Annotated in this window: 14 protein-coding genes and 3 tRNA genes; all 17 read right to left on the reverse strand. The window is 42.1% G+C overall.

What is annotated here, in order from left to right; all coding sequences use genetic code 11:
* Positions 1 to 54 precede the first annotated feature (54 nt).
* A complete protein-coding gene (locus tag AC6EJC_RS24710) occupies positions 55 to 1899 on the reverse strand; it encodes a hypothetical protein (RefSeq protein ID WP_149034411.1) in 1845 nt (614 codons plus the stop codon).
* An 11-nt stretch (positions 1900 to 1910) separates the two neighbouring features.
* A complete protein-coding gene (locus AC6EJC_RS24715; protein WP_187360563.1) occupies positions 1911 to 4424 on the reverse strand; it encodes an ATP-binding protein in 2514 nt (837 codons plus the stop codon).
* 256 nt (positions 4425 to 4680) lie between these two features.
* On the reverse strand, positions 4681 to 6150 hold the full coding sequence (locus tag AC6EJC_RS24720) for a hypothetical protein (RefSeq protein WP_444956209.1): 1470 nt from the start codon (positions 6148 to 6150) through the stop codon (positions 4681 to 4683).
* Positions 6138 to 7913: a TnsD family Tn7-like transposition protein gene (locus AC6EJC_RS24725; protein ID WP_444956210.1), complete on the reverse strand. Its 1776-nt coding sequence runs from the start codon at positions 7911 to 7913 to the stop codon at positions 6138 to 6140. Before AC6EJC_RS24725 ends, AC6EJC_RS24720 begins: the two co-directional genes overlap by 13 nt.
* Before the next feature lie 15 nt (positions 7914 to 7928).
* A complete protein-coding gene (locus AC6EJC_RS24730; protein WP_444956211.1) occupies positions 7929 to 9599 on the reverse strand; it encodes an ATP-binding protein in 1671 nt (556 codons plus the stop codon).
* A complete protein-coding gene (locus tag AC6EJC_RS24735) occupies positions 9596 to 11797 on the reverse strand; it encodes a TnsB C-terminal domain-containing protein (RefSeq protein WP_444956212.1) in 2202 nt (733 codons plus the stop codon). The genes AC6EJC_RS24730 and AC6EJC_RS24735 overlap by 4 nt, the downstream gene beginning before the upstream one ends.
* A 3-nt stretch (positions 11798 to 11800) precedes the next feature.
* Positions 11801 to 12625 (reverse strand): TnsA endonuclease N-terminal domain-containing protein, encoded by an 825-nt coding sequence (locus AC6EJC_RS24740; protein ID WP_444956213.1) that lies wholly within the window; start codon positions 12623 to 12625, stop codon positions 11801 to 11803.
* Between the two features lie 264 nt (positions 12626 to 12889).
* Positions 12890 to 14722, reverse strand: coding sequence for a glutamine--fructose-6-phosphate transaminase (isomerizing) (gene glmS, locus AC6EJC_RS24745; protein ID WP_444956214.1), 1833 nt, complete (start codon positions 14720 to 14722; stop codon positions 12890 to 12892).
* Between the two features lie 632 nt (positions 14723 to 15354).
* The gene (gene glmM / locus AC6EJC_RS24750) at positions 15355 to 16695 is read right to left on the reverse strand and encodes a phosphoglucosamine mutase (protein WP_013312125.1); all 1341 of its coding nucleotides are present in this window, start codon (positions 16693 to 16695) and stop codon (positions 15355 to 15357) included.
* A gap of 60 nt (positions 16696 to 16755) precedes the next feature.
* Positions 16756 to 18225 (reverse strand): CdaR family protein, encoded by a 1470-nt coding sequence (locus AC6EJC_RS24755; protein WP_444956215.1) that lies wholly within the window; start codon positions 18223 to 18225, stop codon positions 16756 to 16758.
* Positions 18222 to 19055 carry a diadenylate cyclase CdaA gene (cdaA, locus tag AC6EJC_RS24760; RefSeq protein WP_013312127.1) on the reverse strand — a complete coding sequence of 278 codons (834 nt, stop codon included), beginning with the start codon at positions 19053 to 19055 and terminating at the stop codon, positions 18222 to 18224. The genes AC6EJC_RS24755 and cdaA overlap by 4 nt, the downstream gene beginning before the upstream one ends.
* A 221-nt stretch (positions 19056 to 19276) precedes the next feature.
* Positions 19277 to 19900 carry an anti-sigma factor gene (locus AC6EJC_RS24765; protein ID WP_444956216.1) on the reverse strand — a complete coding sequence of 208 codons (624 nt, stop codon included), beginning with the start codon at positions 19898 to 19900 and terminating at the stop codon, positions 19277 to 19279.
* Between the two features lie 150 nt (positions 19901 to 20050).
* On the reverse strand, positions 20051 to 20617 hold the full coding sequence (gene sigW / locus AC6EJC_RS24770; protein ID WP_016818747.1) for an RNA polymerase sigma factor SigW: 567 nt from the start codon (positions 20615 to 20617) through the stop codon (positions 20051 to 20053).
* 191 nt (positions 20618 to 20808) lie between these two features.
* Positions 20809 to 23601: a phosphoenolpyruvate carboxylase gene (ppc, locus tag AC6EJC_RS24775; protein ID WP_444956217.1), complete on the reverse strand. Its 2793-nt coding sequence runs from the start codon at positions 23599 to 23601 to the stop codon at positions 20809 to 20811.
* 735 nt (positions 23602 to 24336) lie between these two features.
* A tRNA-Gly gene (locus AC6EJC_RS24780) sits at positions 24337 to 24407 on the reverse strand.
* A gap of 9 nt (positions 24408 to 24416) precedes the next feature.
* Positions 24417 to 24490 (reverse strand) — tRNA-Pro (locus AC6EJC_RS24785).
* Between the two features lie 20 nt (positions 24491 to 24510).
* Positions 24511 to 24587 (reverse strand) — tRNA-Arg (locus tag AC6EJC_RS24790).
* Between the last annotated feature and the right edge of the window lie 41 nt (positions 24588 to 24628).

Here is a 24628-nt window from a genome sequence, read left to right on the forward strand (position 1 = left end):
TATAAGTATACATCTTTTTTCTAAAAATGATCAATGATTTATAACTTAAGTGAATTACAACATTAGCCCTGGAAGTGCCTGTCTTCCCTGGTATTCTGTACTCTGTTTAATAATATTTAATATATACTCATCATTGAGTCTAGCTACTCGAGAAATAGTAAAACCACATTCTGAAATAAAATCTATCTCTGGTGGAATTATAGTATCATTCTTTAAAGTTGTTTTTTGAAATTCTTTTTCCAAAATTACTTTAAGTTCTTCAACAGTAATTTTATCTTTTGAGAATTTCCTGAACTGAGTTTCAATTGTTTCATTCTGATAATTATTTAATGAATGAATAAAATCTCTCATATCTTGATCATAATATTTTTTTGATATAGAAGTCATAAAACGGGATCTGCTTAAATTCTCTATGCTCAATAAAGCTTCTCCATTAGGGTCAAGAGAACATAGATCAAGTATTTTAAAATCGATTTGGAACATATTTTTCAAATCAAATAGAATCATCCCATACTTATCATTAATTCTCGCAAAATGTACTTTAAGTTTATTTGGCACCTGTTGTTCTACATTTCTCCTGTATGAACTTGTGCCATATTCAATGAGTTCTCCCTTAATTAGATTGGCAACTTTACTCCCTCTTTGAATGGTACCGTTCGTATTGCGAAGAACCGTATCGCATGGTTGAGTAATTAACAAGTAGACCGATTTACTTTTTACCCATTGGTTACTTTTATGATTATAATTTGTTTTAACAAATAGATCGCCGGTATATACACAACTACCTAATAAATTAACATTGTAGTCCCATTGCTCATACGAATGTATTGGAATAACCTTATGATCTTGTGTTAAATCTCCAATACTATTCGCATTGCCTGCAGCAACAAATGCCGATTGTTCAGTGGGTTCATGTCCCCAAGGTAATAAAATTTGCTCTATAAGCTCTCTGTTATTAAGTAAACTATCTACGTAGTGAGATTCATTGCTAATAATTTCATTAAATGACTTCGACATCACCGCGCGTCTAATCCTTAATAGTGTATCACTGAGTTGTGACCCCTCTGAAAAGGAACTTCTAAAAAAGTCATTAATATCTTCTGGTTCTAAAAATCTTAGTCGCTCATCTGCTATATTTTCGATTTTTTGATTAATTTCATTATATATATTCAAAGTATCATTTAAAGTTACACCCTGAAGTACATTTTTTATTGAAATCATTAAATCTGAATCAACCTTATCTTTACGTAAAACCCAGAGAAAACTAGTCGCTAATGTATGATATTTAGAAAAGTTTTCTCTTACAAATTCCCTTATTTGTCCTCTTGAAGATAGTGTAGAATCATCATTAGTAATAATCAAAGCGACATCTTTGTTTTCTACTACCTTCTCTAATATTGAGAAAACCTGCGAGTTATCTCCTTTAATCTCTCTATCCAATAACCATAAAGTTTTTCCTTCTAATTTTTCTAGAAGTGAAACATTATATTCACTAGCATTTGTCACATTAAATCCACAATCCAGTAATTGTTGGAGTACTCTTGAAAGAAATGTTAGGCTCTCTTCAATTGCATTAAATTGAAGTTCTCTTGGCTTAAAACCTAGTAGAATACTATTTAATTTTTCCATATCAAACTGACTAAGTGTCTGATATAAATCAATAAATTCTTCAAAGTCTACAGTTTCAATGATATTACTGATTTCAGAGAAATTTTCAAACATAGATGAAGTACATATCTGACTGATTTCGTAATTGTTTTGTAGTAATAATTTAAATAAAAAATCTTCATCAATATCGGCGTTCTCAATTTTCCACCCATCGTCAATACTTATTACATTTTTGATAGACCATTTTTTTAACAGTCCCACTAAAATATCAAACGGCTGATCTATAGTCATAATTTCTCCTTCTAAAGCAACGCTTTTGAAAAATCAATTTCAAAGATATACTTTCTGTTATGAATATTTCTTTGAGGTAATAACCTTATTATGGAATCATTAAGTTCAAGTATTGAAGTTACTATATATAGGCCTAATCCTCTCCCATCATCTTTTTGTGTCTCGAAAGGTAGAAATAGCCTTTCTTCTATAACTGGATCAATACCTAAACCACTATCCCATATCTGTACGGATCCATGTTCAGTGATTTTAATATTAAATTCTTTGTTGGTAATCATTTGATCGTTATAGTATCTTTGCAACCAATATTCGGAGTTTATATATAAATTATCAAAAATCTGAATTATGAATCCGAGAGAAGATTGAATTGTAATATTTCCTTCTTCTAATAAGTTAATTTTTATTCCGTGTTTCTCTGCTCTTTCAGACATGACTCCTTCTTTATATATGTTTTTAAGTTCTTTATTTAGTATAACTTTATCCTTAGCCTTCCTTCTTTGCCGATAACCAGGTGCCAAATGTTTGACTTGACGATCAATTGAGTTTGATTCTGCTTCGATTAATCTTGCCTCGCCATAAATTTTCTTCAATGTTTCACTCTGATTTTGATCGCTTTTTAAAGAGATGTTCACCTCATTTTGTATATTTTTAGCTCTAAATCTAGTATTAATTATTGATTTATTCAGTTCATGTGTCAGAGCTTCTGCGATAATTCCTAATGCAGATAATTCTAATAGCGGGCTTAATTCATCTTTAGAGTAATTATATAATCTCTTTGCAGCTTTCATCTCTTCTGAAGCCTTCTCTAAACTGCTTGTTATATTCAATGTTTTTTCAACTATATTGTTTATTGTCTGGCCTGCCTTGTTTACCAACTCATCTTTGTGGCTTTCTTGAAATAGACTTAACTGAGTAGAATTCATCTCTTCTGTTAATCTGTCTGCTATTTTTCTTGTTGCAGATAACATTTCTTTTACATCTGAAGATGCTTTGTGGATAATCTCCTCGACTTCTTCATGTGCATTGGGATTTGATAATCTAGGATACTTTTTTCCAAAAACATCGGTTTGTCTTCGCACTTCTTTAGACACTAAAATAGCGACTTCACGGCATATTGCTAAAAAGTTTTCGCCGTAAGGATCTAATATAAAACCCTGACGATTAGTCATCTCTTTTAACTTATTGTTGTCTACAGAGTTTATATCTACATATCCGATTGTATTTGCAACTTTAGGACCAAAAAAGCTACCCGATGTTTGAGATAATTTTGTAAGTCCTAGCCAATCATTGTCTACATTACCATAAGGAAGCACTCTAAACTTATCACGATAGATTTTTACAGAAGCATTGTCCTTCAGAAATCCTTTTACATCCTTGTCTTTATTAAAAAAATTTGAGTATTTAGTAGCCACTGATTCATAAAACTCATTCTGTAATTGTTCTATTGCATAATTATATATATATAAAACACCTTTAAATGAACCTGGGTCTGCGTAGCTAATATTATTATTTACAATGGTTTTTTTTAATTGGCTTTTTAGTTTATCATTATATTCTTCAATATTGATGCTCTTTAAGTTCTCATCTATTGCAATATGATTCTCCATATAATTTTTAGGTAAACCCTCTCGGGGCTCCTTACCTTCTAATCTTTTATAGAACATTGGTTTAAAAGACATACTCAAACTTAATGTGGGATATGAGAAACCAAAATCAACCTTATACATAGCTGCATCTTCTAAAAACTCCTCATCGATAGATTCAGTACGTACTATTTTCTTTGAAAATTCAGTATTTGTTAGCTCAATTGTTATATCGATACTATCATTTTTTTTGAATGGTGATATAAGCCTTAAAACTTCTTGACCAAGAATTCTATCAATGCCCTTCTGATCCCAAAAATTAACATTGTTTAAACCAACTAAATAAAGCTCCGTAAAGCCAAAATCATTTTCATCAATCTGTTTAGGAAGATATTTAGCATCAAAGCCGTTACTGTCAAACTCATGAATATTAAATTCTTTAGTGTCTAAAAAAGCAGTCACACTTCCTAATGTCACATCATCATTAAATTTATCCCAGTCAATTGATAGTAAAAATTCTTCATCCTTCTTCCAAGCCTTTGTTCGAAGATTTAAATATTTTGCTAACCGTTGTGTTGATAGTCTACCGACTCCTTTTTCTCCTAAAGGAATTCTATCGTGTCTAACACTTCTAGATTTATCTGATTTACTTGTGGTTGAGATTAATAAGAAACCTTTTGAGATTTGTTCCTTATTCATCCCGTTTCCATTATCACTGATTTTAATATAACCTTGACCAAAATTAGTTTGAGTTACGGTGTTGATTTCTATAACTACATTTTTGGCGTCAGCATCATAACTGTTCTTAATTAATTCTAATAATGCAACAATCTCATTCTCAATTAATTGCTCACCTAATTGAATTACTACCCGTGCCATCGCATGAATGGGTAGTTCCTCTGATTCAGCAGAATTAATAAATACTCTTTCATTATTATCCAAATTCATCATCCTTATGGATTTTTAATATGACTATTACTCTTTTACATTCTTTAAATTGTCCACTTCCAGAATAAACCACCATATAGTTCTATTGTACTATAAAACTCTGCAAAATTCTAAGTAATTTTCCCATTAATTCTTTGTGACCATTCAATAATTTTGTCATACCTAAGATGCTTTACCTTCTCAATATTCAATCCGGAGCACTCCGCCAAAATGTCCTTATCCCAGTGGCCACTTCTTTCTACTAAACCTCTTAATAGCAAAATAATTTTTTTTCTACTTCCTTGAGAAACATATCATTAACTGGTTGTAAAATAAGTGTTGAAATGGACCAGTCATCAGGTCTAGCTATTTCGAGTATATACTTCGTAAAAACTCCATTCGATACTTGGGCAATAGCACAAGTACGACGTAATCCGTTCGGACATATGGAAAATTTCTTTCCATGAGGAACACGAACCACAGACATCCGAATAGAATACGATGTCATCTCCTTCAACATACTTATCATCTCAAAGAAATCTTCCAGTCCGACGGCTTCAGTAATAGGAACCATTTCTAATGTTTTGAAATCAATGGGAGGCAAATCGCCACCTACGACTGAATCCTGAACACTGACTTCCCTTGATTCTCCCGAATTCTTACCACCTCTGCCTGAACTATCAATTACATCGTTTCCAGCATTCGTTTGCCTTACACTTTTCCTTCGCGTTCTCACTACGGGATAATTAATGAACTTCATGAAAGTGGGAGGAGCATCTAGCACATCCTGATTCGTATTCTCTCTTGCATCTTTACTTTCATCATTTATGATGAAGTCATCATTCTTGGAACGAGACGTCATTCTCAAACGTCTGTCTCCAAAGACGGACTCCTGCCGCTTTTTGGAGTGATGCCAGAATTCTATTTCATTGGCTGGATGCGTGAACCCCGCGAATCCCAAAATCTCTTTCACCAAGATCATATTTATAAATTTATCGCCGCGTACGACCAGTTCAACGGAACCAGTAGATGGCAGCTCTACATTAAGAGGAGTGCCTTTTCTTAGCATCTTTGCCGGGTTGGTGGGAGACTCAGCTATTGCTTGGCTAAATAACACTTGGTAAATCGAATCCCACATAGCTTTCATTTTAAAGTCTAAATAGATCCAAGACATATGACGAGCATTGCTCTCCGTAGCCATTGTATTTGGAACACGAGGCCCTAAATGGAAATGAAGAATACTCTTTTCAAACTCACAATCTTCAATGAGTTGTTCCAAGCCATGCGGCTGCATCAAAGAATACGCCATTAGCCTTGAATTAATAAACATCGCTCTGACAAGCTCAATAACAGGAATACACAATGTTATATTTCCCGTGGTATACTGAACGATTTTTTGCGTACCCAACTCGGGATTCTTCCCAAAATCGATAAGGCGCTTTGGCATTTGGAATGCGTTCACAACCACACCAGTATCGAGCGAGGGTATGGTGAACGTATAAGACGATCCACTCATTGGACGAACTTGATTAAGTACACCATCCGTATAAATTTGTCCGATTCGTAATAAAGGAATTGTTCCCCATGCACGCGTCAAGATCTTCAGTTCCCCGGATGCTCTTCTAAAAGCGATACGAATTCTCCAATCCCCCTTATAATCCGTATAGGGAGAACCAAACCAAAACAATTCAACATCTTCATTCTCTAAAAATGGCCAAGGACGAAATTCTATTGATGCCACTGCGATGTCACCTCACCTGTGATGCTCAAAGTATGCAGTCCCTGACCGCTATAGTAATCAAGAACCTCCGACACACTCCGCGAAAAGCCAGGTCTTAATCCAGCTTTTCTTATAAGCTTCCATCGTTTGATGGGAAATTCATCTTTCATTTGTGTCGCTGCCCATTGAACTCTTCGTATCTGAAATTGATCGTTCGTCTCCAGATAGTTAGTTAAAATCGTCGTAGTTACAGGAAGTCGGTCTTTATGCTTCTCAAGCAACGCAAGCTTCCCAATACGCTTACCGATCGAAGCAACAGTGATCCGAACTGGCTTCGTCTGACTGTCTTCAAGTAGCCTTTTACAGGCTGCTTCAACTTCCCAACTTATTTCAAGGTCGCGTGTTTCCCAATCAACTCGGATGTAACCTGTAGCAGATTTCCTCCCAGAAAGTTTAGCTTTTTTAGATTTCAAACCTGCTGGAGTCTTGCTGTGATCCAATCCTTGCTCTACCTGATCATGTAGCGCGTACTTAATGACAGTATTCGTATCGACCCCAAGTTTTTCTGCAGTAGCCCGATAAGATAAACCATCATGCAAATGAACTTTCAGTTGGTTCATCCAAACAGGACCGAAGGCTTTTATACGACCAATTCGTAGACGATCCTGCAATGACTGATCCGGTCCTCTTCTGGAGTACGAAAAACCACACCTACACGTAAATGTTCCAACCGGTTTACCCGTATCCGTACAGCGAGTAATCTGTACCCTCTCTATAGTCGATTCTTTATAATGATCTGCAGCTTTACTCAGACAAGGCCACGGTCCTTCACCGAAAGGAGAATACCTGACATTTCTTTGCTCTAAAAAGAGCTTGAAAGAACCATAGAGAAAACGTATAAGCAACAGTTGTCTTAATGGATGCACAGCTCTTCGAGCCTTCCTTGTTGCCACGGTCAGCCAGGAATAATCGCTCCCATTGATCATACATCCCAGCATCTTTAGCAGTTCTTTGCCGTAATAGACGGTAAACTGTTCTGCAAGATCACGTTGCCGAATTCGTTTCGTTGGCGTCAGCCAACCTTGTTCACTTAATTTATACAGCAGGGACTCCCTCAAGTCATACAACTCATGCGACTGTCCCATACCAATCAGTAATTGAACATCCAGAGCAATCTCTTGCAATCGTAACAGGGCTTTTTCTGAAATATTCATTAGCACCGGCTCGGATTGAAATAAACACCTCGCAATTGGCAACACCGTTAATCCATGACGCTCTGCTACCGGGTCAAGTATTCGGTGAAGCACAACACCATGATTTGGACAGATCATTACTCCAGTAGCCTGGAGAGTCCGATGCCAATAGGGTTCACCGTGCCTCGTTATGTCCTCCTCGTAACAAACAGGACAGAACTTCAAATCACTGCTTCTACCAACCGAACTGGCCGTAATTCCTGTCAGCGTATGAATGCCAGCTCCGTCTTTGCTTTTCATCATCTGCCGTAGGCGTCTACAGCGTTCCGATGGAAGGAAGGGGGCATAGAACGCGAATAACGTATGTTCGTCAATCCATTGATCGGAGGATATGCCAATTAACTGGCTTCGCTTGGAGAGATCCTCGATATGACTGGGAAGATCCAGCGTGGGTATAACATTCTCCGTACCAAACACTTCTCTTAACGTCCATTTCGGGCTGGTGTTGTTCATCCGCAAGTGATAACGTGTAATTACGCTATAAAGTAATTCATCTGGGTAGGAGAGAGGCAAACGGCTGTATTCGCTCATCCGGTTCACCTCCCCTTAGCCGATAAACTCCAACGGATTTTTAATATATCCCGCGACCTTTAATGATTCATAAGCTGCTAACTTCTGTTTCTTTCCTTGGGACACAATAACCCGTAGATCACTCGGCTCTGTTGGTAGCAACTTCGTTTTCGCTTTACTACGCTGCTGTGACTTTGACACAGTTGATTCATTCTGTTTCTGTAGCGCGATCTTGAGCGCTTCTTTATGCAAATCAACGGAATCCAATTCATCCAGATGCTTCAGGGCTACTGCCTGTGCTGCTTTCAATGCGCTGGCTTCTTCTATACCAGCTTCGATTAGCCAACCATGAATTTCGGCAATCGTCTGCTCCTGAAGATCATAGCCAAGCTCTGTCTTTATAACTTCAAGACGCTCAGCTTTTCGTCTTTCCGCTTCAATTCGATCCAGATAATCAGCTACAGATACGCTGTCATAGATATCTGCAAATTTTTGAATTTGCTGCTTTTTCCCTGATCGCAAAGCCTCAAGTGCAGGCTTAATCAATGTGAATCGGTCTCTGGCAACGGATCGCACCATCTCTGGCGTAATTTGCTCAATCTCTTTGTCTAACGCACGCCACTGGGTCAGCATAAACAACTTAATGGCAATATCCGATATGCCTTGCGATTCCTCGAACATGACATTGATGAACTCAGGAGTCAATTCAACCTTCTTATCTGTCCACTGATACTTCCATAGTCCCTGCAGAAGCCATTCCCACTCTTCATCCTTTTGAAAAGGATGCCATGTGGCATCACCTTGCCCGCTATTGCGCCGCGCATTCCTGAACTCTCCGTTCAAGGCAGGCAACGCTTTATAAGTACCCACAAGAATGACCGGAAGACCAATCGTATTCACCAGTTGGACGAAGAAGTTCAGCATCTGCGCAGCGCGATCATCTTTGGCCTCTTGCAAATTTTGAATTTCATCAATTACAAGCACGCCAAGACAATGTACTGCAGCCGCTTGCGCCATGATCGGCAATAATTCATCCGTCGTTTTTGTGGTGTTCTTTTTGTAATATTTCGTTCCGACCAAGCTATCGACAGCCAGAAGAAAATTCAAACATAAGCCTCGTATGGAACCGTCATGTGGGCAATCCATTTTTAACCACACAATCTGATAGGGGGCAGGCATGTCCTGCCCTTTATACTTCCGATGCAAGATCACTTGCGGATACATCTGGAGAATACGCATCAGACTGCTCGATTTCCCGATTCCGGATATACCAACAAGAGCAAAACCTGCCGATGTCGGCGTGTTCACGGGGTAACCGTTCGTATTCCCCTTCAGAATGAGCTCATATGCATCTTTACGGGCTCTGAAGGCATAGTTAGGGGTAAGAGGATTACGACCCACATAACCATCCCTGATCAATCTGGAGAGACTTTGTTGCAGTTCGAGATGTCTCGATAATGGTCGAAAGAATTCTCTTGAAATACGCTGCACACAATGCATTCTCAAATGGACGGGTAATTCTCGTTCAGATATTTTAAAACTCGGATTGTGTGCGAGATTTTTGGCCACCGTTTTGTCATCCCAGATAGGAGGCAAAGCCTCCAAGAGTGGATTATTCCGATAATCCTCAAGTAGAGGATCTTGATAATTGGCTTCCATAAAATGCCCTCGACTGAAGTGAAACAACGGAACGTCTATCTCGTTCACTCTTCATCACCGTCTTCCTGCAAATAGGCTTTAATCTTGGACAGCTTGTCCGCTGGAGGAATATAAACTTCTTTTGCTTTTGGCGGTTCGTCTTGTTTCATCAGTACGACATTATCGGCTATGGAACTTTTGACTTCAACTGCATGGGGTTCGTATAACTGGAAGGCCTCTTGTTGCCGATTTAACTGTTTTTCTTCACTACGATTTTTTCTAATCCCCTTAACGCGCTGATTATTGCTTTTATCGCTATGACGCAACGCTTCGTCTGTCTTTTTCGTCGCTTGCTCCACAATGGCCTTGGTCTGTGCATCCAAGTCGATTTTGGCCAACATGTTGTTTACCTCATGATGTCTGCCGTGATAACGCTCGATTTCTAGTAGATCGTCTACCTCCTCAAACCTCTTATTGAGATATCTTTCTTCTCGATCAAGCAGGGTACATACCTCAAATTGTCTTCCATTATCCAACCACAAGTAGACTTCGTTGGTTGATCGCGGGTCATAGCATACTTTTACACGCCAGGTCTTGCCGACTCTGGCTTTAACAAACCATTGTTCTCGCATCGCCAGATCGCAGCTGTAATGGACACCTTTGAACTGAATACCAGCGGATGTCACGGTGGCTTCTCCTTGAGGGAGCAGATTAAGCTTAACAATCGCCTCGGGAAGCTTCTTCAAACGACCAGTCCGATTTACAATTCCCCATTGCCATAGCTCTTGTGGCACAGGTGATACATTATCGGCTACCATAAATTCATTGCGATCATACCAGAGCATATGATGGTTGTTGTTATGATAAAGAACGTACCGGATCATAATCTGAGTAAACTCTCGAAGCGTTAATTTTGCGTCAAGACGATAATCGCGCTCGCCGCGTTCTCTATAGCGTTCCTTGATCGCTCCAGGCATAAATTGAATACTTCTTAAGTTAGCAAGTCGAAATTGCTGTTCCACAATCCCTTTCCAATCCGCTCTGTAGGGCGGTGCATTCTCAACGTCCACCCCTAGAACATCTATAAGTCGAGTCGGCTTGTCGCCCTCCAACTCACCGCGATCTGCTGTGAGCTTTTGAGGCAAATGACTACTCGCCCACTCGGATTCGGTTATTTCAATGCCATATTCGGCACAATACCTGACTTTATCAGCCGTTGTATTGGCTAATGCCATCATGGCACCTACCCAACTCGGACCTTCCAAGCCAATATACATGCCAGTTATATAGCGGCTAAACACATCAATGACGATATATATAATCGGGCGGCCAATAATCCATTCCCGTTGATATTCGCTTACCAAATAAACATCTGCAACAGTAGCATCAATTTGAAATCGTGCCCCCGGTCCAAAGCTCTCATGAGTAGAGCTTCCGAGTATCGGACGGTAATTCAACTCGTATCTCTTTTTTCCGAGCCGGCTTTTCAACGTATCCTCAAGATTCATTTCTTTCTGAAACCAGTACTTATATTGGCCGAAAGTGGGCAGCTTCTCTGGAGGAGGGAGAATAGGTACAAGAGCTTGTCCTTCTTTCCGATACCCATTTGCAAAAAACTTCTCCAGCGTTTTCTGATAGGCATGTTTTAAAGGCGATTTCTCCTTTGTGTTATAGAACAATCGAATACCCGATCTCAGCAACTGCTTAATTTCCTCATCAATATTTATGCCGACAGGCTCATTTTCAAACTTTCGAGGCCGTCCCCGTTTGACATCGGTAGGAGAGCGATCTTTGCCATAACTTCCGCAATTATTATAGTGAGGCAGCAGAGTGTTCTTCATTTTGCCGCCTTGCCAATATCTGCGCAAATAGCGGTATATCGTGCTTTTATGAACAGTTGTTCGCACCTGAACTTCGCGGATTCGAGCTCCCCTGAAGCTTTTGTCGAAGCAATTCGGCTCATCCAGTACAATATCTTTGATGACATCCCATGACTTTTCACGAAGCGCTAGATGCTCTGGAGCAATATCAGTATCAACCACAGGAACACTATCGTTAACCCACTCGACCAACTTGCACATTTTAGAATCAAGACCCACCGCATATTCCGAGTAAGGCTTCATAACAGGAAAGGCCTTATCATCGTCCATTGCAATACAATAGAGATATTCTTTGTTAGGAGCAATCCATAGTATTCTCTCAACCTGACGTAAGTCCGACTCAGGCAACTGCCATTCGACAACCATATTTTCATAAAGTAATTGCATACCCTAGCCGCCTTTCGTCAATAAATCGTTTGTCTTAATTACGCTAAACCCACTAGCACTATTCGAAGGATTAATCTTTTCATGCATATTAACTGTCCAAATCTTCCGAGCTACAAAATATCTGAACATAGCTAAAGATGTGCCGGCTTCCAATCCCATTTGTTCATCGCAAGCAAGACACGCCTTTGCTATTGTTGCACCTGATAATAGCAAAGCTGCCAGAATACGTTCCAAGCTTTGGACGGCAAATACCCCCAGCGTTCCGACATCTGTGTTGGAATACTCTTTATGAACCCATTCCACGTTGCGGATCAACGTATATGGTAAATCGTGTTCGGTCACAATTCCCCAATCAACCTGATGCGTCTCCCAGTACATCCGTTCAATTTCAAATTTCGCAAGTATACGTTCGTTCTCCAGGTCCTTAGCTGGCTTCACAGTTCTTGCGTATTCCTTGTCCTTATATGTAATTAAAAAGTCCGTAGTCATGACGATATCTACGCCTGATTTAGGATCTTTTGGATGTTCTATACCGAGCTTGTCCGCGATTAGCTTCGTTTCTTCCAGTGGAAGAAGGGGGTATTGCTCTCGAATGTCTGTTACCTCATCGGCATAATCCAGTGCATAGAAATAATCGCGCTCTAAATCGGACAAAAAGGTATGCTGCCTGCCCGTGGTCCAACCAACACCACGGGTCGATCTACCTGTAGAAGGCACATCCTGTACTCGCAGCCAAGGAAGATAATCGGCTCCTGTCCCTTGGCCTCTACCTTCTTTGATGAATCTATCAATTTTAGCATCCGTGATTTCACGCTTACGTTTTGCCATGATTACGCCTCCCTAAAAGAAAACAGGGCTACCCGAAGGCAGCCCCGTTTGGAGTCATGATGTTAATCTGGATGTCAGTTCTGTAGACAGTTGAAGAGCTTCTAGTAGTAGTATGGCCAATTTTGTTAGTCTAATACTTTATTTTCTCAGTCTACAACTTTATTTTCTTAGTCTAATACTTTATTTCCCGAGTCTAACACTTTATTTTTCAGTCTAATACTTTATTTTCTTTTAACAACAATTAGTTTAGAATTTTGCTAAAGCTTATTCTACGGTAACACTTTTCGCCAGGTTACGTGGTTTGTCGACATCATGACCCAGTGCAAGAGAAGCGTAGTAAGCCAACAATTGGAGAGATACAACTGAAATTGCAGCAGACAGAATTGGAAGTGTCTTCGGAATGGCAAATACCTGATCCACGGACTTCAGCAACTCAACTGCGTGCTCTTCGTACGTAATCGCAAGAACATCTGCGCCACGAGCCTTGACTTCCTTAATGTTGCTCACGGTTTTCTCCAACACGGATTCCTGTGTTACCAAAGCGATAACCGGAATGCCGTCTTCAATCAATGCCAGTGTACCATGCTTCAATTCACCCGCAGCATAAGCCTCGGAATGAATGTAGGAAATTTCCTTGAGCTTCAGGGAGCCTTCCTGTACTACAGCATAGTCCTGACCGCGACCAATAAAGAACAGGTGCTTGTGGCTTGCAATTTGCTCAGCATAGGCTTTGATCGCATCTGCTTTACTCAGCATCTCTTCCACTTGCTCTGGCAGTGATTCCATAGCCGCCAGCACATGAGCTACTTGCTCATCTGTTTGTGTGCCACGTACTTGAGCCAGATACAAACCAAACAGATAGAACGCAATCAACTGCGAAGAGTATGCTTTAGTGGAGGCTACGGCAATTTCCGGTCCTGCCAGTGTAACCAACACATCATCTGCATCACGGGCAATGGAGCTACCGACTACGTTTGTAATCGCCAGTACATGAGCGCCGTTTGCTTGTGCTTCACGCAGTGCTGCCAAAGTGTCAGCAGTTTCACCAGATTGACTCACCACGATCACCAATGTTTCTGGTGTTACGATTGGCGAACGATAACGATACTCGGAAGCCACGTCATTTTCCACCGGAATACGGGCCAGACTTTCAATAACCGTACGACCAATCAAACCAGCATTATAAGCTGTACCACACGCCACAATTTGAATGTTGCGAATATTTTTAATTTGTTCTTCTGTCAGCTTCAGCTCTGGAAGAACGACTTTTTTAGTGTCTTTATCAATACGGCCCAACATCGTGTCACGGTAAGCCTTAGGCTGCTCGTGAATTTCTTTCAGCATGAAATGCTCATAGCCGCCTTTTTCCGCTGTTACAGCATCCCATTCGACATGAATCATTTCCCGAGAAATAAATTGGCCTTCGATTGTCATTAATTCGACAGCGTCACTGGTCAAAACAGCCATTTCGCCATCGTTCAAAATAAATACATTGCGTGTATATTTCAGAATAGCCGGAATGTCGGAACCGATAAAGTTCTCCCCTTCTCCCACACCAATAACCAGCGGGCTGGCTTGACGAACAGCTACCAGCTTATTAGGCTCGTGCTCTGTCAGCACACCCAGTGCAAAAGCACCGCGCATAAAGGTAATTGCTTTTTGTACTGCTTTAACGATATCCCCTTTATATTCACGCGCAACCAGATGGGAAATAACTTCCGTGTCCGTTTCAGAAATAAAGGTATGACCTTCGCTGATCAGCTGCTCCTTCAGTTCCAGATAGTTCTCAATAATTCCGTTGTGAACTACAGAGAACTTTTGGCTCTCATCCAAATGCGGATGGGAGTTTTCATCAGAAGGCTTACCGTGCGTTGCCCAACGTGTATGTCCGATGCCTGCATGGCCTACCAACGGCGTACCATCCAGTTTAGCTTCCAGATTCGCCAGACGACCTTTTGCCTTGGCTACTTGCAATCCTGAATCTGTAAACACGGCAATACCCGCAGAGTCATAACCGCGGTACTCCAGCTTCTTCAATCCGTCAATCAATACCTCTTGCGTATTCTGATTACCAATATATCCTACAATGCCACACATATTCGTTATCCTCCCGATCATCATTTCACAAGACGACTCATCACAGGACTAACGTGTGCGGTAAATTGTGGAATAAAGTTCATTCATCTATGAAGTTGTCAATGATAACTATAGAATTTACAGGCATCTCTTCACGAATGTAACGAAATTCCCAAACCGCGCACGCCAATGATGATGGCCGCACATTCATGAAATGAATCTTATAATTTAGGTTATAAAATAATAAAGGCATCTACCGGTGCGTTGTGTAAACAGTTGCCTGTTCATTTTCCGCTGCCGGTTTACGGCTCGATGCTTCACCGGAAGGTCCCCGCCGAATGTTTCGAACACCTTCACCTCGTCAGCTTGTTTTGTCGTGAACCGATTTGCGAGCAACTTTATCTCAACTGAATCCATTGCTTCTCCACCAAGTTCCCCCGCACAAAATCAAGCTCTGGCGCTTGTATTACGTTACCTTACAACCCTCGCTTTCTCTATCTGAGTCACAGCATCCCTATATTATATTCAGCTAAGTATCATTTGGCAATGACACTTTATTCATAATTACACCATGAAGGCCATAAATCGTTAGTAAATAACCGCAAACGCCGTTGCCTGCTTCTTTTTCACAGGCAACCGACGTTTACAAAATTTTAAACTAATTCTTTCTTCACGACATCTACGATCTGACCCACAAATTGCTCCAGTTCATCCTTATCCGGGCCTTCGGCCATCACACGAATAAGCGATTCTGTACCTGAAGCACGGACCAATACACGCCCATTATCGCCCAATTGTTGTTCCACCTGCTCAATTGCTTCTGCAATGGCAGGATTCCCTTCGTAATTGCGTTTGTCCTGCACACGCACATTTACGAGCACTTGCGGATACTGTTTCATGAGCGATTTTAGCTCACTCATTTTCTTGCCGGAAGCTTTCAAGGTATCTACCAGCTGAATCCCAGTCAGCATGCCATCGCCTGTCGTATTGTGATCCAGGAAAATAACATGACCAGACTGCTCACCGCCTAGGTTAAATCCACCCCGACGCATTTCTTCCATTACATAACGGTCTCCGACGGCAGTTTTTGCAGTCTTGAGTGCCAGCTTTTCAGTAGCTTTATAAAAACCGATATTACTCATCACTGTTGATACAATGGTGCTGTCCTTGAGTTTTCCCGCACGGTTCATTGCATCTCCGCAAATGCAGAGAATATAGTCGCCGTCTACCTCTTCCCCGTTCTCATCAATCGCGATCAGACGGTCGGCATCGCCGTCAAAGGCCAAACCAATATCTGCTTTCAAGCGGCGTACTTCCTCTTTCAGCTTTTCAGGATGAGTCGAGCCGCAATGATCATTGATGTTCAAACCGTTCGGCTCGGCACCAATAGTGTGTACCTCAGCTCCCAGTTCTGCAAAGAGCTTCGGCGCCAGCTCATAAGCTGCTCCGTTAGCACAATCCAGTACAATTTTTAACCCTTCAAAAGAATGGCTAATTGTTGTTTTCAAGAACTCCAGATAATCGTAGCGAGAATGCTCGTCTACAACAACCGTTCCCAATCCACCGCCAATTGGACGAGGCAGTTGGTCTTCTTTTGCATCCATGAGCTCTTCAATTTTCAATTCCGTTTCGTCTGTCAATTTAAAACCGTCACCGCCAAAAAACTTAATGCCGTTGTCTTCAACTGGATTGTGTGATGCTGAGATCATTACACCAGCGTCAGCTTTCAATTGACGTGTGAGATATGCCACCCCAGGTGTCGAAACAATACCTAGACGAACCACATTAGCCCCAATGGACAGCAAACCGGCTACAAGAGCCGATTCCAGCATCAGTCCGGATATCCGTGTATCCATACCAATAACAACTGTCGGTTTCTCTACATTACCTGCTAAAACATATCCGCCGCAGCGGCCAATGCTATATGCCAGTTCGGCTGTAAGTTCCTGATTAGCAACGCCTCGTACACCATCTGTACCAAAATATTTCCCCATGTAAAATGACTCCCTTTTTTTGTCTAATAAATCTTGATTATTTACTACAGATAAAACATGTTATGGCTGACTGTTCTCCGGGGTTCCATTCGCAGAAGAATCTGCGCCGTTATGAGGACTTGTCTTATCCTCCGCAGCTGCATTGTCCCCGGTATTAGCGTCAGAGTATCCACCTTGACTGCCCTGCCCCTCCTGTGGCCTCTCCTGCCCCTTTTCGCCACTACCAGGAGGGTTTGATTCATTCTCACTGCTCGGATTCGTTACAGCAGGCGTAGAAGGGCTCTCAATGCTTACCGTTGCCTTTAGTTGGCCGTCATTCCCGGCTTGCGTGATATACTTAGGCAAGCCTACCTGCAGAGTAACCTCGTGTTGACCAGCCGTAAGGCCACTTACGTCTGCCACCAAACTAACATCATCATTGGTTAAATTGTTTACCATATCCTGCGGGCCCCTTACAGTAACATCCATCGTCTTGCCTGTGGGCGCTGTAATGGTCGCGGTAGCTCCATCTCCCGCACCTTGTAAAACGATTGGAATGCCTGACAGCGTCCGTTCCGTATCTGTGACTTCATTGGAAGGGACGACGGTCACCTGAATTTGTATTGACCCTGGCTCGATTTTATCAGAACCTGAGGGGGCTGCCAAATTAGCTTGAACTGTACGAGTCCCCGCTTCCGTGAATTGACTTAAATCCAATGTAGCCGTGACGTAAGAGCTGAGGCTGCTCAATACATCCTGCGATGCATATACCGCCGCTTCCTTCACGTTTGCATTGACTTTAGAAAGCGCCAATCCGTCTGGCAACTCTCCAGCATAGACAATCTTAACAGGCACAGATTTCGCCTGCTGAGTTACCGGAATTTCAACGGACACAGTGGATGGCTCAATGACCGCTCCTGTAAGTTCCTGTCCCTTTTTATTATAAGCCTTCAGTTTTACACGCTTCTGTTCAAACTTTTCTGAGACGCCATCCGTATTAACAGCCCCCTGAACCGTAGTGACGGTACTCAACTGGCTTTTGGGTAAGGTAACCTTTACGGTTTGAGGAGCAATCACAGGCTTACCAAGCTGCAGCCCCGCATCTGGACTCCCCTTAGGTACTATAGATACATTAAATGATTTCGTTTGTTTTTCCTCAATCGTCACTGTAACACGGTTAGGAGTCATAGATACCAATTCCACTCCATCCGGTAGATCCGGTACGAGTGACAATGTTTTAGTACCTGCTCCTAAGCCGCTTAAGTTTAGCTTTGCCTGGTAATTATCCGCGAAAAAAGAAGTCAGCACAGAACGCTGTCCTCTGACCTCCATTTTTACATGGTCAGTGTCCATGGTAGACAGCACATATTTTGAATCATCCAGACCACTGGCCTGAATACCCACATTATCAATTATTTTATTATTATAAGAAACGGTCAGCGTAGATGTAGGTGTACCTGTATCTAGATGGACCATTCCCCACAGCAGGACAGCAACCGCAAGCGCCAATATCTTGGAAATCGTATTATTGTTAATCCATTTGTCCATCATGAATTTCCACGGCCTCCCCTCCGATTCCAGAATGAGCCGCGTTTTTCCTTCAAAGATGGTGTTGGCCGCAACTCCTCATAAAGCTTGGAGATTAGGGATTCTTCCTTAATGTCGCGAACGACCTGTCCATTAATGGCCAAAGAAATTTGCCCTGTTTCCTCCGAAACCACGACAGTTACGGCATCCGTTACCTCACTCACCCCAATCGCAGCCCGGTGACGGGTTCCCAACTCCTTGCTAATGAACGGATTTTCCGATAATGGCAAATAACAGGCCGCAGAAGCAATCTGTTTATTTTGAATAATCACCGCACCATCATGCAAAGGCGTATTGGGAATGAAGATGTTAATTAGCAGCTCAGAACTGACCACGGCCTGTGTCTTGATACCAGACTCCGTATATTCGTTTAGCCCTGTCTCGCGCTCAAATACGACCAAAGCTCCTATTTTCCTACGTGATAAATAATTCAGCGCCTTAATCATTTCTCCGATTAACTTGTTAATCTCTTCATCATCCGCAGACGAACGCCCAAATAGTTTGCCACGCCCCAACTGTTCCAGAGCACGACGTAACTCAGGCTGAAAAATAATAAAAATAGCCACCACACCAAAGGTGAACATCTGGTTCATCAACCACTTGAGCGTATACAAATCAAACCAGGTGCTAACCGCCCAAATGACAACCAGAAACAGAATTCCTTTCAACAATTGAACTGCACGCGTTCCGCGAACAAGTAAAATAAGCTGATACATAATATAGGTTACGATCAAAATGTCGATAATATCTTTAATGGACTCTTTCCAAGTCAGGTCCGCAAAATAATCCAACATGCGCATGCCCCCGCAATTTTCTGTAGTGAGTGGGTGTAATATGTACACAGTATGCTCTCTCTATCTAGGTTATAACGATCAGGCTCGCGTTGCAAGCTGTGTGACAAAAGAACCGCTAAAATCAGTAAAATACAGTACAATTCGCCAGATTCATATACAAAAAAACGCCTTTTCCAGCGGAAAGAGGCGCTCGATATCGTTCTTGCCATTTCAAGCTTCTTTTATGGAGAAGACGGTCCCCCGAATAAATCAGTAACCTTGTACCAAATCCAATCCAAGGTTTGATCAATACTTTTAACCTGTCCTGCAATATGGGCGGTGGACGCTTGATAGTAAGAGCCGTCAATCACAGTAACATTTCCTTCCACTTCGCCGTATACACGGGCCTCACCATTTTGCACTGTTAAATCTCCGGCAATGGATTTCCCTTCAGGTACAATCACAGTATCGCCCTGAATAACGACTTGATCCAGATGGCTTCCTTTGACTACCAATTGATGGTCCGTGCCAGAAAAGCTGGCCATACTTGAGCATATAACAATAAGGAAGAAGGCGGCGGCTGTTACAGCGGGATGCCTTTTCACCCAAGTCAGCATAGGCACCGCAGTCTGTCTTTTATGCGGCGGCAAAGCATTCATAATGCGAAATGTCAGCTCATCCGATACACACGGCACTTGATAATAGCGTGTACCGTAAAGCATCGCATCCGTCCGCTCCAGCTCTTTAAAACGCATGCGGCATTCTGGGCAGTCTAACAAGTGTTGTTCCAACTCATGTTTGTCCTGCTCAGATAGGTCGCCATCTAGATAGTCATGCATAAAAGAGACGGCTTGTTTGCAATCCATATGAGCCAATCCTTTCTAATATTCTTCCGTGTTTCTCAACATAACATGCTCCGGCTTAGAAACTTTGCTCATCTTACATACGTTACAACGAGCATTATGTTTCATAAAAACATCTATGCAGACTCTTTTCCTAGAATCTATGCACATGATTTATAGCTTGTGCTCCAGTTTTTTGCGCAGAAAATCCCGGCCCCTGTGTACTCTTGTCTTAATAGTAGTGACTGGGAGATTGAGCACATCGCTAATTTCCTGCAAAGAAAGCTCCTGTAAGTACCGTAAAACCATAATCGTCCTGTATTTATCCGGAAGGCTGTCAATAGCGTCATGAATTAAAGCCTGCGTTTCGGACAGCAGCGTACTCCCCTCAGGGGTAAGCTCTTCACTAGCGAGCATGGCGTACCCATCGACACCTTCCTGATCATTCATTTCAGCATCCAGTGAGTATGTAGGTTTTCTCCTTCGCAGACGATCAATGCACAGATTTGTAGCAATCCGATAAATCCAGGTTGAGAACTTCTGTCCATGGTCATACTTTTCCAAATTACGATACACACGCAAAAAAGTTTCCTGCACCAGATCCTCCGCCTCATGGCGATTACCTAGCATCCGGTAGGAAAGATGAAAAATCCGATCTTTATATAACTCGACTAACTCCGCAAAAGCTCGCTGATCGCCTTTCTGTACCAGCCTAACCAAGCGGCTTTCCATATTATCCACTCTATACTCCCCCAGACTTGCTGATGGGTTACTTATTACATGTTTATGATTATTCATCGTAGTTTAATTTTATCCGGAAATCAACTGTAGTATTGACACTAACAGCACGCACGCCTGTCATCACTATACAAACAGCACAATCGGGCACCCCATGAGTACCCGATTGCCTGTATTCATACAGCCAAACCATATCAGCCGGTGTTTCTTAAGCCTGCGGCAATTCCGTTAATCGTCAACAATACCTCACGCAGCATTTCAGTATCATCACCGTTCTGATCACGCAGCTCGCGTAGCTCACTTAGCAACTGAACCTGCAAATAACTTAACGGATCGACATAAGGATTACGCAACCGGATAGATTCCTGAATAACCGGCACATCGTCCAAAATCTCGGATTGTCCGGTTATTTTCAAAATCAACTCAGATGTCAGCTTGAACTCTGCTGAAATCTGCCCGAAGATACGCTGCCGTGCCTCTTCATTATCCGACATCCCAGCATACTCCTCTGCAATCAGCAAATCCGCTTTAGCGATCGCCATTTGCAGTGTATCAATAAGTGACCGGAAGAAAGCAGAGTCCCTAAACATCGTTTGCAGCACTTTAAGGTTATCTTCATTGTTTTGATAGAAGCTTTGCAAACCCGTTCCAGCCGCATACCATGCAGGTAACAAGTAACGACTTTGTGTCCATGCAAAAACCCATGGAATGGCACGCAAGTCCTCAAAACGTTCACTGTTCTTACGCTTGGACGGACGAGATCCAATATTCAGCTCGCCTACCTCAGGCAACGGCGTAGATTCTTTGAAGAAGTTGAAGAAATCTGGATCTCGGAAAATCAAATCCTGATACTTCTCCAGTGATACTTGGGAAATACGGGCGATAATCTCCTCCCAGCTCTCCTCGAATACTTCCTTCTTCCCGGAACGATGATATGCGGCAGCCGTAATCAGCGCCGATGTCGCCTGCTCCAGGCTCCGATACGCGATGCCTTTGAGCGAGTATCGGGATGATAGCACTTCGCCTTGCTCCGTAATCTTGATTCCGCCTCCAATTGTATGAGGAGGTTGAGCCAGAATGCTGCGATTAAGTGGCATACCTCCACGACCCAGTGCTCCTCCACGACCGTGGAAGAACTTCACTTTTACGCCAAACTCATTAACTACTTCCGTAATGCTATTCATAGCGACCCGAAGTTCCCAGTTCGCTGTAACCACACCGCCATCTTTGTTACTGTCCGAGTACCCCAGCATAATCTCCTGAAGCTGATCCATCGCGGCCACAGATTGTCGATATACAGGCAAGTTCATCAATCTTCTCATAATATCAGGTGCAGCGTGCAGATCATCTATCGTTTCGAACAAAGGGACGGATTGCAGCGTACAGATGACAGTGCCATCCTTCTCGATGCGGAACAGGCCCACTTCTTTGGATAACACCATAACCTCCAGCAAGTCGCTGGCTCCCTGGGTCATACTGATCAAGTAGCTTGTAATGGACTGCTTGCCAAATTCCTCTTGAGCCAAATAAATCGTACGGTATACGTCAAGACATTCCTGTGTGCTATCGCTATATTTTAAATACGGCGAAGTAATCGGACGAGGTTCATTCAGCAGCTTTTCCAGCAGATCTATTTTTTCTTCCTCTGACAGCTTACTGTAATCCGACACAATATTCATTTTAGAAAGAATTTCAGTCATCGCATTTTCATGTTCCTGACTATGCTGACGCACATCCAGCGTAGCTGTATGGAACCCGAACAACTCTACCTGGCGAATCATCTTTTGAATATACGTGTCTGCCACATAATCGGCAAAATGATGACGCAGGCTGTTGTCAATAACATTCAGGTCTGCAATGAGCTCTTCCGCGGAACTATAACGCTCCTTGGTACCCTGTTTGCTTTCATCCAGGATGTTATTCACCTTAGCAATCATATATGCCAGTTTAATGCGATAAGGCTCTTTTTCGTTATGCCATACTTCCATCTTTTTAAGCGTGATGTGGTTACGGTCTTCTTCAATAGAAGCCAGCAGATCATCAGAAACTCGCACAATGCTGGTACTGAAGCTCAAGTAACCCATGAGTTCCTTCAGCGTGTGCTGATATTCTCTCAAAGCCAGTTTGCGCTGCATACGTAACGTTTCCCAAGTCACATGAGCTGTCACAGACGGATTGCCGTCACGGTCTCCGCCGATCCAGGAACCAAATCTCAAATAAGTTGGAATGTGCCATTTTTGTTCGGGATAATATTTGCTCAAACATCGTTCCAATTCTTGGTATACATCCGGCAATACATGAAACAAGGTCTCGTGAAAATAATACATTCCATTTCTTACTTCATCTAATACAGTTGGCTTGCGATCACGCAGCTCATCTGTCTGCCACAGCGTAATTACTTCATTTAGCAGATTCTCCCTTACCTGTTCCCGTTCACGCAAGGTAAGCATCGGATTGTCCAGCAGCATGACGTCCTCGGAAATACGTTTGTGGATATCCAGAATTACTCGTCGTGTTGCTTCTGTAGGATGTGCAGTCATTACCAGTTCCAGAGAGAGCTCCTCCAGCATGTTGCTAACGTCCTCTGCAGAGAACCCCCCTTGTTTAAGCTCCTGAACAGAACTTTCAATGGAACCGCGTTGAACATCTTCACCAGCGGAATGCTCATAATCCCGCTTACGACGAATACGATGGTTTTGTTCAGCGATATTTACCAACTGAAAATAAATCGCAAACGCGCGAATAACCTGGTGACGAATATCCGTATCCAGTCCGCTGACCATTTGTTTGAAATCCTCATACAACTCCGGCTGATACCCGGCACGTAACGATTTACTTGTCTCACGTATTTTCTCCACGATATCCAAAAGTTCGTTACCACCCTGATGAACCAAAACCTCACCAAGAATATTCCCTAGAAAACGAACGTCCCGCCGCAGCAGATTGTTGGATTGGTTTTTGTTAGCGGTTAACGTAAGCTCAGTCATGCTTTTCCCCCCATCTGATCTGTTCCACACCATATACAGTTGTAGCAAAGGTACGTATACACACGAAATTTGACACTTTCTTAACATCATACAATAAAAACGCATGAAAAGCTGCAAAATTTACAGTAAAAAATCATGCTTTTGAAATACTTTTTTTGAGAATATATTGGTTTTTTATGCATAAAAATGAAATTTAATAAATGAAATTGAATGCATAAACTAGAGATGCGTGAAATTTTATGCACAGTTCTTATAAACAGTGTGTTTTCGAAGGCACAAATTCATGCATCTTGATGTGTATATGTTTATTATTTGTTGACAATGTGAACTCTATTACCTTCTATCCACAAAGATATGCACAAATTAGCCATAATCTCAGTGTTTCAGAGGTGTTTTCTCATTAATACTCCCGTTTTACCCACATAAATAAAGGGGAATGTGTACAACCAAAGGAGCAACTTATAGTTATCGCCATGAATTCGTACCATAATAATTATAGGATTCCTATATTCAAAGGATTTGATCACGAAATTAGCCTTACTGCAGGAGAAAGGGGTACGTTAGAGAGGAAATCCGGGATCTAGGTGTTAAAAGTAACAAGCGCCTATGTACAATATGCACAAGTCATCCCCAACTGTGCATACAGAAGACATAATTGCAATGGCCTATATACATAGAAGTAAATGTAATGTGGACAAAATAAAAAGAAGCCTTTCGGCTTCTAGGTAATCAGTAAGCGGGTGATGGGAATCGAACCCACGCTATCAGCTTGGAAGGCTGAAGTTCTACCATTGAACTACACCCGCAAATTAATATCGGGATGACACGATTTGAACATGCGACCCCCTGGTCCCAAACCAGGTGCTCTACCAAGCTGAGCTACATCCCGATAGTATAATTTTTTAAAGATGGCGCGCCCTGAGAGATTCGAACTCCCGGCCTTTTGATTCGTAGTCAAACGCTCTATCCAGCTGAGCTAAGGGCGCAAATATGGAGCGGACGACGGGAATCGAACCCGCGACCCTCG

Source organism: Paenibacillus sp. TY11 (assembly GCF_059772165.1).

Excerpts from the sequence above, each read along its gene's own strand:
- AC6EJC_RS24755 (WP_444956215.1), bottom strand. The coding sequence starts at position 18,225 with ATGATGGACAAATGGATTAACAATAATACGATTTCCAAGATATTGGCG.
- AC6EJC_RS24710 (WP_149034411.1), bottom strand. The coding sequence starts at position 1,899 with ATGACTATAGATCAGCCGTTTGATATTTTAGTGGGACTGTTAAAAAAA.
- ppc (WP_444956217.1), bottom strand. The coding sequence starts at position 23,601 with ATGACTGAGCTTACGTTAACCGCTAACAAAAACCAATCCAACAATCTG.
- AC6EJC_RS24765 (WP_444956216.1), bottom strand. The coding sequence starts at position 19,900 with ATGGATTGCAAACAAGCCGTCTCTTTTATGCATGACTATCTAGATGGC.
- AC6EJC_RS24735 (WP_444956212.1), bottom strand. The coding sequence starts at position 11,797 with ATGCAATTACTTTATGAAAATATGGTTGTCGAATGGCAGTTGCCTGAG.
- AC6EJC_RS24725 (WP_444956210.1), bottom strand. The coding sequence starts at position 7,913 with ATGAGCGAATACAGCCGTTTGCCTCTCTCCTACCCAGATGAATTACTT.
- glmS (WP_444956214.1), bottom strand. The coding sequence starts at position 14,722 with ATGTGTGGCATTGTAGGATATATTGGTAATCAGAATACGCAAGAGGTA.
- cdaA (WP_013312127.1), bottom strand. The coding sequence starts at position 19,055 with ATGTTGGATTATTTTGCGGACCTGACTTGGAAAGAGTCCATTAAAGAT.
- AC6EJC_RS24740 (WP_444956213.1), bottom strand. The coding sequence starts at position 12,625 with ATGGCAAAACGTAAGCGTGAAATCACGGATGCTAAAATTGATAGATTC.
- glmM (WP_013312125.1), bottom strand. The coding sequence starts at position 16,695 with ATGGGGAAATATTTTGGTACAGATGGTGTACGAGGCGTTGCTAATCAG.